Genomic DNA, 13,653 nt, shown 5'->3' on the forward strand with positions numbered 1-13,653 from the left:
ATTACTTATAATTCTAATGCTTAGAAGCATTCTTGTTAAGAACAAAAGTTTTTTGAATAATTTAAATGTATGGAGACTCATAAAACTTCTCTAATAATCTTATTTTTGATTTTGATTTTTGCTGTAATTCATAGTGGTGGAGCTGCCTTAAGAATCAAGGCAGAATCTATTATGGGCCCGAGGTTATGGCGGTTATGTTTTGTTTTTTTAAGTTTGCCATCTGCAGTAATCTTGATTAGTTATTTTTTGGCTCATAGATATGACGGAATCAGATTATGGAATTTTCAAGGTAATAATTTCGTGTTTATGGTGGTTTGGATCTTAACTGCAATAAGTTTTTTATTTTTATATCCCGCTACTTACAATTTGTTAGAAATTCCGTCGCTTTTAAAACCTAAAGTACGAATTTATGGAACTGGGATAATGAGAATCACAAGACACCCACAAGCATTTGGTCAGATAATTTGGTGTTTTGCTCATACTTTATGGATTGGAACATCATTTACATTAATAACTTCTATTGGCTTAATTTTGCATCATCTTTTTGCAATTTGGCATGGGGATAAGAGATTATCAAATAGATTTGGAGAAGAATTTGAAAAGTTTAAAAAAAATACTTCCATAATTCCTTTTATGGCAATACTTGAAGGTAGGCAAGAATTTAAGATTAGAGAATTCTTTAGGTTTTCTCAACTTGGTATATTGATTGCAATAGGAGTACTTTGGTGGTCTCATAAGTACATAAATATTGCTGTAAAAACATTTAATTCATCATTTTTGTCTGAATTTTTCAATTGACAGTTTAAAATCAAACTACAAGCCCTTTAAAACATGCCTCAAGCTTCAGAAATTGCCTGGTTAATTCCTGTTTTTCCACTTATTGGAGCAGTGCTTTCTGGCTTAGGACTAATAAGCATCAACAAGAAAATTAATAATTCAAGAGAAATAGTTTCTGTAGGTCTTATTTCTTTAGTTGGGATTTCTGCAGTAATTAGTTATAAAGCTCTAATTGAACAAGTTAGTGGTTATCAACCAGTTGAAAAATTATTTGTATGGGCAAATGCTGGCGATTTCACAATTCCAATGGGATTTGTTCTTGATCCTTTGGGTAGTGTAATGCTTGCGTTAGTAACTACAATAACTTTGCTGGTAATGATTTACTCTCATGGTTATATGGCTCATGACAAAGGTTATGTGAGATTTTTTACATATTTAGCATTATTCAGTAGTTCCATGATGGGATTAATAGTTAGTCCAAATTTATTAGAAATTTATGTTTTTTGGGAATTAGTCGGGATGTGTTCTTACTTATTGGTTGGTTTTTGGTATGACAGGGATGGCGCTGCACACGCTGCACAAAAAGCATTTGTTGTTAATAGAGTTGGAGATTTTGGATTATTACTAGGAATTCTTGGCCTGTTTTGGGCAACAAATAGTTTTGATTTTAATGAAATAGCTACTGGAATTTCGCAATCAATATCTGATAATTCGATACCCATTTGGGCTGCTTTACTACTTTGTTTTTTAGTTTTTTTAGGGCCAATGGCAAAATCTGCTCAGTTTCCTCTTCATGTGTGGTTGCCTGATGCGATGGAAGGCCCTACACCTATTTCTGCTCTTATTCATGCTGCAACAATGGTTGCTGCAGGAATATTTCTTGTAGCGAGGCTACAACCTTTGTACTCAATATTCCCCTCTATTCAATTTATTATCGCTTTAGTTGGAACCATTACTTGTTTCTTAGGAGCCTCTATAGCTTTGACCCAAATGGATTTAAAAAAAGGTTTAGCGTACAGCACAGTTTCTCAGCTTGGTTATATGATGCTTGCAATGGGTTGTGGAGCACCAGTAGCAGGAATTTTTCATTTAGTTACTCATGCTTGCTTTAAAGCAATGTTATTTTTGGGATCTGGTTCAGTAATACATGCTATGGAGGAAGTAGTTGGACATCAGCCTGTATTGGCTCAAGATATGAGATTGATGGGCGGTTTAAGAAAAAAAATGCCATATACATCAGTAACATTTTTAATAGGTTGTGTAGCAATTAGTGGAATTCCCCCATTGGCAGGTTTTTGGAGTAAAGACGAGATACTCGGAAATGCTTTTATATCATTTCCAGCTTTTTGGTTCGTAGGACTTCTAACAGCTGGTATGACTGCTTTTTATATGTTTAGGCTTTATTTCTTGACATTTGAAGGAGATTTCAGAGGAGAGAATAAAGAATTGCAAAAAGAGCTTCTAATAGCCTCTAAAACAAGCATAGATGAAGAAAATGAGGAAGAGCATGAAGAGCATGGCTCTATTCATGAGTCACCATGGTCGATGACATTTCCCTTAGTATTTCTAGCTGTACCGTCTTTAATTATCGGTTTTATGGGACTTCCATGGGATAGCAAAATTGCAAATTTACTAGATCCTGAAGAGGCAGAGATTGCAGCAAAAGCCTTCGAATTAAAAGAATTTTTGCCTTTAGCAATTGCGTCAGTACTTATTGCATTAGCTGGAATCATTATTGCTTATCAGGCATATTTTGTGAAAAAAATTAATTTATCAGTTTTATTTGCCGAAAGGTTTCCTAGTATTAACCAATTTTTAGTAAATAAATGGTATCTAGATGATATTAATGAAAAACTTTTTGTTAAGGGTAGTAGAAAACTTGCTAAAGAAGTCTTAGAGGTTGATTCTAAGGTTGTTGATGGAGTCGTAAATCTTACTGGACTTGTAACTTTAGGCAGTGGAGAAGGTTTAAAATATTTTGAGACTGGCAGGGCTCAATTTTATGCTCTTATTGTTTTTGGTGGTGTAATTCTACTAGTTGCTATATTTGGTTTTCAATCTCCACAAGTATCTTAATTACAATTGTGTGTCTTCACTGTCCATTGGGGTGAAAAAATACAGAAAATTTCTAGACTTTATTTAAGATAAATTTCTTATTAAATTGAGTACTTATTTTTATACACATTTTGCGACACAAATGTTGGGAACATTGGGAGCTGGATTGTCTAATTTCCCTTGGTTATCTGCTTCAATTTTATTCCCAATTGCTAGTGCATTTGTGATACCTTTTTTCCCAGATAAAGGGGATGGCAAAGAGGTGAGATGGTTTGCATTGTCTATTGCATTAATAACTTTTTTAATAACTGTAGGTTCATATATAAATGGCTTTGATATTAGTAATGAAAATGTTCAACTGAAAGAAAATATTAGTTGGCTCCCTGATTTAGGTCTTACCTGGTCTGTTGGCGCTGATGGCATGTCTATGCCCTTAATATTATTAACTAGTTTTATAACTGCTTTAGCAGTTCTTGCTGCATGGCCAGTCAAGTTCAAACCAAAGTTATTTTTCTTTTTGATATTGGTTATGGATGGTGGGCAAATTGCTGTGTTTGCCGTTCAAGATATGCTTTTATTCTTTCTAACTTGGGAACTTGAGCTGATTCCCGTTTATTTATTACTGGCTATATGGGGTGGCAAAAATCGACAATATGCAGCAACAAAATTCATTATTTATACCGCTGGCAGTTCTATCTTCATTCTTCTGGCAGCGTTAGCAATGGGTTTCTATGGTACAGAAATTCCTAACTTTGAGTTTTCTCACTTGGCAGCTCAAGATTTTAGTCAAAAATTCCAAATATTATGCTATGTCGGGCTTCTAATAGCATTTGGAGTAAAATTACCAATCGTACCTCTTCATACTTGGCTTCCAGATGCTCATGGAGAGGCTACAGCTCCTGTTCATATGCTTCTAGCAGGAATTTTATTAAAGATGGGAGGATATGCTCTTTTAAGATTTAATGCACAATTATTACCCGTTGCTCATGCACAATTTGCCCCATTATTAATAGTTCTAGGGGTAGTCAATATAATTTATGCTGCATTAACTTCTTTTGCTCAAAGAAATCTTAAAAGAAAAATTGCATATAGTTCGATAAGTCATATGGGTTTCGTTCTTATTGGTATAGGGAGCTTTAGTAGCCTTGGAACAAGCGGAGCTATGCTGCAAATGGTTAGTCATGGATTAATCGGTGCAAGTTTATTTTTTCTTGTTGGTGCCACCTATGACAGAACAAAGACTCTTAAACTTGATGAAATGAGTGGTGTAGGACAAAAAATGAGGATCATGTTTGCCCTATGGACTGCTTGCTCCCTGGCGTCCCTAGCTTTGCCTGGTATGAGTGGATTTGTTTCTGAATTGATGGTATTTACAGGATTTGTTACTGATGAAGTGTATACCCTTCCGTTTAGGGTAGTGATGGCTTCTTTAGCTGCTATAGGTGTAATACTTACTCCTATTTATCTACTGTCAATGTTACGAGAAATTTTCTTTGGTAAAGAAAATCCTAAATTAATAGAAGAACGTAAACTTATAGATGCAGAGCCAAGGGAAGTTTATATAATCGCTTGTTTACTTTTACCGATTATTGGAATAGGTTTGTACCCAAGATTAGTTACTGAAAGTTATATTGCATCTATCAATAACTTGGTTGATCGAGATTTGATTGCTGTTAAAGGAGCTATGAAAACAAATATTTTTTCAGGAACTAAATCAAATGAAATCCTAAAAGCTCCAACAATATAATTTTTTAAATTAATGCAATATTGTTTGGCATTAAATAAATTAAAAGATATCTTGTGAGTAGATTTTATCAATTTTAAAATATCCTATTTCAATCCTATTGATAGGCAACAATTAGGTCCTAGATTGTTGATTAAGTTTCTTCAAGACGCCGCAGGTAAAGGTGAGCTTGATCCATGGGATATTGATGTAATAAGTGTAATTGATAGTTTTTTAGAGCAATATACACATACTTTTAATCAATCTTCAAATAATCAAATCTCATATCATAAGGATTTGGCTGAGACCAGCGAAGCATTTTTTGCGGCTTCCGTACTAGTTAATCTTAAGGCTCAGGTTTTGGAATCTGATGTTTTCAAAGAAAATTCTTCAGATTTTGAAGATGAATTTGATTTGGATGATCAAGATTGGATTGATAAAGAATTTGATATTCCAAAATATCCTGAAAAATATCTAAGGAGAAGATCAATTGCACAACCAATTCTTAAACGTACAACAACATTGGGAGAACTTGTAAGTCAGTTAGAGTCCATAGCAGAAGTTATAGAAACCCAAGATCTTCTACTTATGAAGAGAAAAAGAAATAAAAAATATTCTGATAAGGCTTTAATTTCTCAAGTAAAATCTTTAGCACATCGCGAGAAACTTCCAGAAACCACTAAAGCATTAGGAAAATTTATTGAAGGATGGGAAAAAGCATTGCAATGGACAGATTTTGAATATTTAGTCAAAAAATGGCAAACAGTTGTAAAAAATGATTTAGATAAAGATCGTTTGGGCGTTTTTTGGGCTCTGTTATTTTTATCATCTGAAAACAAAATTGAAATTAAACAAATTAATTCCTTATATGGTCCTATTCAAATTAAAAGAATAATACCTGATGGTGGCTTAGCTCAATTACCTATAGAAAATCTTGATGTAAGCAATGTCTCTACCTCGGCTGCTTATTAGCTTAATAGTGATAACGTATAATTTTAAAAAATGGTTTTGAATTTATGAAGGCAATGATACTTGCTGCAGGTAAAGGCACACGTGTTCAGCCTATTACGCATGTAATTCCAAAACCGATGATTCCGATTTTGCAAAAACCTGTTATGGAGTTTCTCTTGGAACTTTTAAGAGAACACAACTTTAAGGAAATAATGGTAAACGTTTCTCATCTGGCTGAAGAAATTGAAAATTATTTTAGAGATGGGCAAAGATTTGGAGTAGAAATTGCTTATAGTTTTGAGGGAAGAATTGAAGATGGAGAATTAATAGGTGATGCTTTGGGATCCGCAGGAGGATTAAAGAAAATTCAGGATTTTCAAAGTTTCTTTGATGAAACTTTTGTTGTTTTATGTGGTGATGCTTTAGTTGATTTAGATTTAACTCAAGCTGTTAAAAAACATAAGCAGAAAGGTGCTATTGCGAGCTTAATAACGAAGAAGGTAACTAAAGATCAAGTATCAAGTTATGGTGTCGTAGTTTCTGATGAAAATGGCCGAATAAAGGCTTTTCAGGAGAAGCCAAAAGTTGATCAAGCTTTAAGTGACTCTATAAATACAGGAATTTATCTTTTCGAACCCGAAATTTTTAATTACATACCTTCAGCAGAGAAATTTGATATTGGAGCTGATCTTTTCCCTAAACTTGTTGCAATGGATTTACCATTTTTTGCATTACCAATGGATTTTGAATGGGTAGATATTGGAAAAGTTCCTGATTATTGGAGTGCTATTAGAAATGTATTGCAAGGTAAGGTAAGACAAGTGCAAATACCAGGAAAGGAAATAAAACCAGGAGTTTTTACAGGTTTAAATGTAGCGGCTAACTGGGAAAAGGTTAATATTACTGGCCCGGTATATATAGGAGGCATGACTAGGATCGAGGATGGAGCAACTATTATTGGCCCTTCAATGATTGGACCAAGTTGTTGCATTTGCGAGGGAGCAACTATAGATAACTCAATTATTTTTGATTATTCTAAGATTGGTAAAGGTGTAAGACTTATGGATAAGTTAGTTTTTGGTAAATATTGTGTAGGGAAAAATGGAGATCATTTTGATTTGCAAGATGCATCTTTAGATTGGTTAATAGCAGATTCAAGAAGATCTGATTTAACTGAGCCATCGCCTCAGCAGAAAGCTATGGCAGAATTATTAGGTACTGATTTGATTAATATTCCAGACTAAGATCAGCTTTTTCAATAATCTCAGGAATTAAATGCTCTGCTTTTACGGCCATTAGATGAACACCATTTGCGATATTAATAAAATCATTAGCTTGTTCAGCTGCAATTTTAATACCCTCTTGTAAAGGGTCTTTAGCATCTTTAAGACGATTTAAGATATGTTCAGGGATGTTTGCGCCTGGAACGTATTTGTTGATAAAGAGAGCGTTTTTGTAAGACTTTAAAAGGAATACACCTGCAATTACAGGAATTTCAAGAGGATTGCTAATTTTTTCACAAAACTCTATCAAATTTTCTTTTTCCATAACCATTTGAGTTTGTATAAATCCAGCTCCAGCTTCTTTTTTTTTCCTCATTCTATTTTCTAAACTTCTTTGATTTCTGCAACTTGGATCAGCTGCAGCACCTGCAAAAATAAATGTTTTTTTATCGGAAAGTTCTCCTAGCGTAGGATCAATTCCTTTATTGAAAGCCTGAATTTGTTGAAGCAGTCTAACTGACTCAAACTCATGAACGGCCTTGGCATCTTGTTGATCCCCAGCTTTTACTGAATCACCGGTAATGCATAAGATGTTTCTAATTCCTAAAGCATTTGCTCCCAAGATGTCTGATTGTAAAGCAATTTTATTACGATCTCTGCAAGAAATTTGCATTACTGGTTCTATCCCATTTTCCAGTAATAGTTTGGACATTGCTAAGCTACACATTCTCATTACAGCTCTGCTTCCATCAGTAATGTTAACAGCATGTACCTTATCTTTCAAAAGTTGTGCTATCTTAAGAGATCTTATGGGGCTTCCACCTCTTGGCGGCATTAATTCTGCCGTAATTACCTTAGATCTTTTTTCTAAGGTCTGCTGAAGTTTTGATTTCAATTGCTTTTGTTTCCTAGTTAGTTAACAAGTGTACTGAGATTGCTAAACTTAATTAATATAAAAAAGGAACTGTTTAAATGCAAATGGTTGAAGAAGAAGTAAACAACATTGATATGATGGGTCTCTCAGCCAGAGAGATGGAAATCATTGATCTCGTAGCTGATGGACTTACAAATCAAGAAATTGCGGTAAAACTAACTATTAGTAAAAGAACTGTTGATAATCATGTTAGTAATATGTTTACAAAAACTGGTTCTAAAAACAGAGTAGCACTTTTGAATTGGGCAATGGACAACGGCAAAATTTGTAGAGATGGATTTAATTGTTGTGCACTCCCAGACTCTGATCAAGATTAGTGTTAACCTCTACCTTGTTTGTACCATTAGCAAAATCAATTAGACAATAATTTGTCGAACCTAGTTCGAAGAGTTCAGCATATGCAATACATGCGTCCTTGTCTGAATCAATAAATCTCAATATTCCTTCTTTGTCGTAAAGACCATACATCTGAAGAAAATAAAAATTACTTAGCTTAAATATAAAGAAAATATAAAGGATGAATGACTCCTTTGACTAGTTATTTTTGAAAGTTGTTATTTAGTCTTCTTTCCACTCTGAAAAAGGATTATTAGCGAGACTGAAATTGGAGTAATGGGTCAGCCCAGTAATTTCTTTTGAAATGAAAGATGGAAGAAATAAATCTTCCTCTTCATTAGAAAGTTCAATTTCTGCGATTTCTAGTGGATAATTATTTTCTTTAAAGCAATCTACAATCCAAGATTTTTTTTCAATTTCTAAAAAGAATCTGTCTTTTTTAAGTGTATGTGAAAGATTTGACATTATTGTTTCAGCATCGCTTCTTGGAATGGAGTATTCATATTCAAAGTTGGTAAAGCCCTTGATATGTTTTTTTAGTGCAATTTTAGAATTTTTGCCTATAAGTCTTACCCTGATAATCCAACCATCTAAACTATTGGATAAATATCCTTGTTCAATATAAATTTTTTTGTTTATGAATTCTTTCCAATTATCATTTTTTATGAGAAATCTTCTTTCTATCTCTAAGGCCATTTAATTTTTGAGATTTTTTTGAGATAAATCACCTTTCCAATCTAGTTTTTTTATTAGTGTATTATAATAACTCGTGCTTTTTTTAAACTTTATTATTTTGCAGGGTGATTGCCCTTTTTTGATCTCACAATAATAATTTTCCTTAATGGTCATACATTTTGAACCATCTCTCCATAATTTAATTTCCCCTTTACTTTTTTTTACGGGTTTAATTATTACCTTACTTGTATTAGGTATAACTATTGGTCTACTAGCCAAACTCATCGGACATATAGGGTTAATTATCATTGCATCAAGATTTGGGTGCACTATTGGCCCCCCTGCAGCCATTGAGTAGGCTGTTGAACCAGTAGATGTAGATATGATTAATCCGTCACCTTTGTATTCATTAACCTTTTCGTTATCTATTTCAATTTGTATTTGGTTGGTTGGAGAAATGTCTTCTTCAACAGATTTAAAATAAAAATCATTTAAGGCACCGTAGCTTTTTATAATCTTTTTCTCAGAACTTGTTCCATTAATACAAACATTACAATTTAATCTATTACGAAAGTCAATTTTATATTCTTCTTTTTCAAGGATTTCAATAAAAGATTGGTCAAATAAAAAATCTTTTTCTTGCGTAAGGAAACCCAGATTACCACCGATATTAATGCTCAACAAAGGAATATCATAATCAGCTAAAGCATTTGCACATTTTAAGAAGGTTCCATCTCCACCAAGAACTATGCCAATATTTGGTTGTAATTCTTGATTACAAAAATATGTTTCAATTTCATTTTTATAAAAATCACTTTCAAGTCTGTGTGATTTTATATTTTTAGCTTTGAGAACTTTTTCACAGAATTTAGAAGCCTCTTGAGCTATAGAACTATCTGAACGATATACAATAAGCACTAATGAAAGTTTCATTTAGTGGTTTTACCATTTTAATAAATTAAAACTTTCCATATCTACAGTCACCCTATTCCTATAAAGAGATAATAAAATAGCTAATCCAACTGCTGCTTCTGCTGCAGCGACAGTAATCACAAAAATTGTAAAAACTTGTCCTTGAATCAAATTATTATCAACATAGGAAGAAAATGCCATTAAGTTTATATTTACTGCATTGAGCATTAACTCAATGCTCATAAGAACTCTTACTGCATTTCTGCTATTTAATAATCCCCAAATCCCAATACAGAATAGTGCTGAAGATACTATTAAAAATGCTTGAATAGGAATTGATTCTAAACTCATCATAAGAAAGAGGAAAGGTTAATTTTTATTTGTAAGTAATGGTTCTGATGATTTTTCAATTAATTCTTGATCAACAGGTAATCCAGTGGAAATATCCTTGCTCATTACATCTCTTCTAGCTAAAACAATAGCTCCAATCATTGCCATTAACAGTAAAACTGATGCTACTTCGAATGGTAGTAAGTAATCACTAAATAGATGTTCACCAATTCTGATAGTTGATTCTTCTCCTATAGAGTTTTGAGGACTTGAGAGGCTCCATACATTTGTCAAATCAACTCTTATTAAAAGGCTTAGCAGGGTTAAACATATTGATGTTGATATGATTCTTCTCGATTTAATGTCATTGATAGGCTTTAGATCTTCTTTTTTATTGACTAACATTATTGCAAAGATTATTAATACATTAACTGCACCCACATAAACTAAAACTTGTGCAGCAGCAACAAAACTTGCATTTAAAAGAAGATATAATCCTGCTACACTCATGAAAACTCCCCCTAGAAGAAAGGCAGAATAGACAATACTTTCGAGCAATACAACACCAAGTGCTCCAATAAGGATAACTAAAGATAAAATTGTAAAACAAATAATTTGAGTTGTTATTGCAATGGACATAAATTAAAGGAAATTAATTGTTTGGATTAGAAACTTTATCTTTATTTTCGTTGGATTCTGGTCTCATCCAATCATAGACTTCTTCAGGTAATTTACCAACTCTAGTATCTGAAGATGGGATTTCATGAGGGTCCATTACACCTTTAGGAAGATAGGCAAGTTCTCTTAGAGGTTTAACTGAAGGATCTGTAGTGACGTTTGTAGGTAACCTACCAAGTGCAACATTATCAAAATTTAGATTGTGTCTGTCAAAAGTAGCTAATTCATATTCTTCAGTCATTGAAAGGCAATTCGTTGGACAATATTCAACACAATTTCCGCAAAATATACAAACTCCAAAGTCTATAGAATAATTTCTAAGTTCCTTTTTTTTGGTTTCTTTATTCATTACCCAATCAACTACTGGTAAATTTATGGGGCATACCCTCACGCAAACTTCACAAGCAATACATTTATCAAATTCATAATGTATTCTCCCTCTATACCTTTCAGAGGGTATTAATTTTTCATATGGATATTGGACAGTAACAGGTCTTCTTCGAAGATGATCAAAAGTAACTGATAGGCCATTATATAAATATTTGCCAGCATTAAATGCTTCTTTGATATAGCTATTTATTTGTTGAAGGAAATTTTTCATTTTGAAGAATTTACTTAGTTATTTTATTTTAGTGGATTAATTTTAAATTTAAGTATTTTTACTTAAGTTTAACCACCAAAGAATTGTGGAAAAGCAAGTTTTAATCCTGCAGTTATCAAAAGATTAGCAAGAGAAATTGGAAGAAGAAACTTCCATCCTAGATCTAATAGTTGATCTATTCTTACTCTAGGAGTTGTCCATCGCAATAAAATTGCAATGAAAACTAAAAGATAAGCTTTCAATACAGTCATTACAATTCCTATTGATGCAGTGAAAACTTGTATGAAGGGTGCATTAATTGGCAAATTTAGAAACTTAGCTATTAATTCAACTGGAATAGGAAAACCCCATCCTCCTAGATAAAGTATTGATACCAATAAAGCTGAAAGGATTAAATTAATGTAACTACCAAGGTAGAACAATGCGAATTTCATTCCTGCATATTCAGTTTGATATCCTGCAACTAATTCTTCTTCAGCTTCAGGCAAGTCAAAAGGAAGTCTCTCACATTCTGCAAGAGCACAAATCCAAAAGACTATAAAACCAACTGGTTGTCGCCATATATTCCAACTTAGGATTCCTGCACCACTTTGTTGGTTGACAATGTCAATAGTGCTTAGAGAATTTGTCATTAGTACTATAGCCAGTACAGATAAAGCTAAAGGAATTTCATAACTTATTGATTGAGCTGCTGCTCTTAAACCTCCTAATAAAGAATACTTATTATTTGATGCATATCCGCTCATGAGAAGTCCAATTGGCTGGATACTGCTTAAAGCGATCCATAGGAAAATTCCAATACCAACGTTGCTTATTAAAAGGTTTTGTCCAAAAGGAACAATTAGCCAGGACAGAATTACTGGAATTAGAACTAATATAGGTCCTGCAGTGAACAGAATTCCATCTGCTTTAGCAGGAATAATATCTTCTTTTACAAGTAACTTAAGACCATCTGCAATTGGTTGAAGGACACCAAGCGCTCCCGCATATTCAGGACCTATTCTTTGTTGAGCAGCAGCAGATATTTTTCTTTCAAGCCAAACTGTTACTAACACTCCAACTACTGCCGCCACCAAAACCAAAAGCATAGGGAGAGGGAGCCAGATTATATGAGCGATTTCGCTGGAAAGGCCAAAACCCTTTAAGAATTCATTAAAACTATATTCGAGATCTAATCCGTATTCCAAAATTTTTATGTTATTTACTTAATAGATTAACTCTTCACAAACAATATGTGTGTTTTTTATGAAAAGCTGCAAATATTATTCTCTGTTTTCTAGACTGATCCAATCTCTTGGTGCTGAACCTGTGTAGATTTGCGATGGTCTGAAAATTCTATTTGCTCCAAGTTGCTCTCTCCAATGAGCTAACCAACCAGCCACTCTAGATATGGCAAAAATTGGAGTAAATAAATCACGAGGAATACCAAGTTTTCTATAAACAAGACCAGAATAAAAGTCCACGTTAGGGAATATACCCTTAGGACCGAGTCTTGGTATTGCCTCTGCCTCAAGTGATTTAGCAACTTCATACATCTCATCTGCTCCAAATCTAATGAAAAGCTCTTCTGCCAGTTTTTGAAGAATTATTGCTCTTGGATCTTTGACTTTATACTCTCTGTGGCCGAAGCCCATTATCTTACTTTTATTTTTTATTGCGTTATCTAAAAAAGAACCAGCATTTTCTGGGGTTTTAATCTCTTCTAACATTGCAATCACATCCTCATTTGCTCCTCCATGCAATGGGCCAGCAAGGGTTCCTACTGCAGAGGCGATGACGGCATATGGGTCTGTAAGAGTGCTTGCAGTAACTCTAGCGCTAAATGTACTGGCGTTTAAACTATGTTCGGCATGTAGAATTAAACACCTATCAAAAACTTTTGCAGCTATAGGATCTTGTTCTTTTTCAGTCAGCATGTAAAGAAAATTTGATGAGTAAGTTAGATCATCTCTAGGTTGAATTGGGTCTTGTCCTTTTCTAATAAGTTGAAACGCAGCAATCATTGTGGGTATTTTTGCTATTAGCCTTATGACTGCGTTGTAGATGTAATTAGGATCATCTATTGCCCTTCGCGAATAGAAGAGCCCCAAAGAAGCAGCGCTAGATTGAAGAGCATCCATAGGATGACCTGTTGCAGGGAAACATTTCATCATATCTCTGACTCTAAAACTTAACCTTCGATGCATCTGAACTTCTTGTTCAAAATCTCTAAGTTGAATAGCTGTGGGCAATTCACCCCAAATCAATAGGTATGCAGTTTCTAAAAAACTGCTTTTTTTGGATAGTTCCTCAATTGAGTAGCCTCTGTACAATAATTTACCTTTGTTGCCGTCAATATCACAGATAGATGAATTAGTAACTGGGACACCCTCTAATCCTGGTTTTAAAATTAGTTTTTTATTGTCCAATTGCTTAATTCAATATCAAATACTTATAGATTAAAGATAGTCAAATAATT

At 33.6% G+C, this 13,653-nt stretch carries 14 protein-coding genes; 6 read left to right on the plus strand and 8 right to left on the minus strand.

What is annotated here, in order from left to right; genetic code table 11:
- Window positions 1-69: 69 nt before the first annotated feature.
- The 5 genes from EW14_RS00895 (at window position 70) to EW14_RS00915 (ending at window position 6,750) form a co-directional block, all read left to right on the plus strand.
- A complete protein-coding gene (locus EW14_RS00895) occupies window positions 70-798 on the plus strand; it encodes an NnrU family protein (protein WP_042849648.1) in 729 nt (242 codons plus the stop codon).
- Window positions 799-831: 33 nt separating this feature from the next.
- Entirely contained in the window at window positions 832-2,853 is a 2,022-nt protein-coding gene (locus tag EW14_RS00900) for an NAD(P)H-quinone oxidoreductase subunit 5 (protein ID WP_042849649.1), read from the plus strand.
- 121 nt (window positions 2,854-2,974) lie between these two features.
- Window positions 2,975-4,579, plus strand: coding sequence for an NAD(P)H-quinone oxidoreductase subunit 4 (locus EW14_RS00905; protein ID WP_042849650.1), 1,605 nt, complete (start codon window positions 2,975-2,977; stop codon window positions 4,577-4,579).
- A gap of 123 nt (window positions 4,580-4,702) precedes the next feature.
- Window positions 4,703-5,527 carry a segregation/condensation protein A gene (locus EW14_RS00910; protein WP_042849651.1) on the plus strand — a complete coding sequence of 275 codons (825 nt, stop codon included), beginning with the start codon at window positions 4,703-4,705 and terminating at the stop codon, window positions 5,525-5,527.
- A 44-nt stretch (window positions 5,528-5,571) separates the two neighbouring features.
- Complete coding sequence (locus EW14_RS00915; protein WP_042849652.1) at window positions 5,572-6,750, plus strand: NDP-sugar synthase; 1,179 nt, start codon at window positions 5,572-5,574, stop codon at window positions 6,748-6,750.
- Here the strand turns inward: EW14_RS00915 and EW14_RS00920 are convergent.
- The gene (locus EW14_RS00920; protein ID WP_042849653.1) at window positions 6,734-7,624 is read right to left on the minus strand and encodes a methylenetetrahydrofolate reductase; all 891 of its coding nucleotides are present in this window, start codon (window positions 7,622-7,624) and stop codon (window positions 6,734-6,736) included. The genes EW14_RS00915 and EW14_RS00920 overlap by 17 nt on opposite strands.
- Before the next feature lie 77 nt (window positions 7,625-7,701).
- Here EW14_RS00920 and EW14_RS00925 point away from each other — a divergent pair, with 77 nt between their 5' ends.
- Window positions 7,702-7,980, plus strand: coding sequence for a helix-turn-helix transcriptional regulator (locus EW14_RS00925; RefSeq protein ID WP_025922768.1), 279 nt, complete (start codon window positions 7,702-7,704; stop codon window positions 7,978-7,980).
- Between the two features lie 241 nt (window positions 7,981-8,221).
- Here the strand turns inward: EW14_RS00925 and EW14_RS00930 are convergent, their stop codons facing one another.
- The 7 genes from EW14_RS00930 to EW14_RS00960 form a co-directional block, all read right to left on the minus strand.
- Entirely contained in the window at window positions 8,222-8,695 is a 474-nt protein-coding gene (locus tag EW14_RS00930) for a CYTH domain-containing protein (RefSeq protein WP_042849655.1), read from the minus strand.
- Window positions 8,696-9,607, minus strand: a complete 912-nt coding sequence (locus EW14_RS00935) for an NAD(+) kinase (protein ID WP_042849656.1) — start codon at window positions 9,605-9,607, stop codon at window positions 8,696-8,698. It lies immediately after the preceding gene.
- A 9-nt stretch (window positions 9,608-9,616) separates the two neighbouring features.
- Window positions 9,617-9,937, minus strand: a complete 321-nt coding sequence (nuoK, locus tag EW14_RS00940; protein WP_032567656.1) for an NADH-quinone oxidoreductase subunit NuoK — start codon at window positions 9,935-9,937, stop codon at window positions 9,617-9,619.
- Window positions 9,938-9,955: 18 nt separating this feature from the next.
- Complete coding sequence (locus tag EW14_RS00945; RefSeq protein WP_042849659.1) at window positions 9,956-10,555, minus strand: NADH-quinone oxidoreductase subunit J; 600 nt, start codon at window positions 10,553-10,555, stop codon at window positions 9,956-9,958.
- A gap of 13 nt (window positions 10,556-10,568) precedes the next feature.
- Window positions 10,569-11,195 (minus strand): NAD(P)H-quinone oxidoreductase subunit I, encoded by a 627-nt coding sequence (gene ndhI, locus EW14_RS00950; RefSeq protein ID WP_042849660.1) that lies wholly within the window; start codon window positions 11,193-11,195, stop codon window positions 10,569-10,571.
- A gap of 68 nt (window positions 11,196-11,263) precedes the next feature.
- Window positions 11,264-12,382, minus strand: coding sequence for an NADH-quinone oxidoreductase subunit NuoH (gene nuoH, locus EW14_RS00955; protein ID WP_042849661.1), 1,119 nt, complete (start codon window positions 12,380-12,382; stop codon window positions 11,264-11,266).
- Between the two features lie 75 nt (window positions 12,383-12,457).
- Window positions 12,458-13,603 (minus strand): citrate synthase, encoded by a 1,146-nt coding sequence (locus tag EW14_RS00960; protein ID WP_042849662.1) that lies wholly within the window; start codon window positions 13,601-13,603, stop codon window positions 12,458-12,460.
- Between the last annotated feature and the right edge of the window lie 50 nt (window positions 13,604-13,653).

Source organism: Prochlorococcus sp. MIT 0604 (genome assembly GCF_000757845.1).
GTDB lineage: Bacteria > Cyanobacteriota > Cyanobacteriia > PCC-6307 > Cyanobiaceae > Prochlorococcus_A.

Bases quoted from the DNA above. Each gene is read 5' to 3' on its own strand.
- EW14_RS00925 (WP_025922768.1), top strand. From the start codon at position 7,702: ATGCAAATGGTTGAAGAAGAAGTAAACAACATTGATATGATGGGTCTC.
- EW14_RS00935 (WP_042849656.1), bottom strand. From the start codon at position 9,607: ATGAAACTTTCATTAGTGCTTATTGTATATCGTTCAGATAGTTCTATA.
- nuoK (WP_032567656.1), bottom strand. From the start codon at position 9,937: ATGAGTTTAGAATCAATTCCTATTCAAGCATTTTTAATAGTATCTTCA.
- EW14_RS00915 (WP_042849652.1), top strand. From the start codon at position 5,572: ATGAAGGCAATGATACTTGCTGCAGGTAAAGGCACACGTGTTCAGCCT.
- ndhI (WP_042849660.1), bottom strand. From the start codon at position 11,195: ATGAAAAATTTCCTTCAACAAATAAATAGCTATATCAAAGAAGCATTT.
- EW14_RS00930 (WP_042849655.1), bottom strand. From the start codon at position 8,695: ATGGCCTTAGAGATAGAAAGAAGATTTCTCATAAAAAATGATAATTGG.
- EW14_RS00900 (WP_042849649.1), top strand. From the start codon at position 832: ATGCCTCAAGCTTCAGAAATTGCCTGGTTAATTCCTGTTTTTCCACTT.
- EW14_RS00895 (WP_042849648.1), top strand. From the start codon at position 70: ATGGAGACTCATAAAACTTCTCTAATAATCTTATTTTTGATTTTGATT.
- EW14_RS00905 (WP_042849650.1), top strand. From the start codon at position 2,975: ATGTTGGGAACATTGGGAGCTGGATTGTCTAATTTCCCTTGGTTATCT.
- EW14_RS00945 (WP_042849659.1), bottom strand. From the start codon at position 10,555: ATGTCCATTGCAATAACAACTCAAATTATTTGTTTTACAATTTTATCT.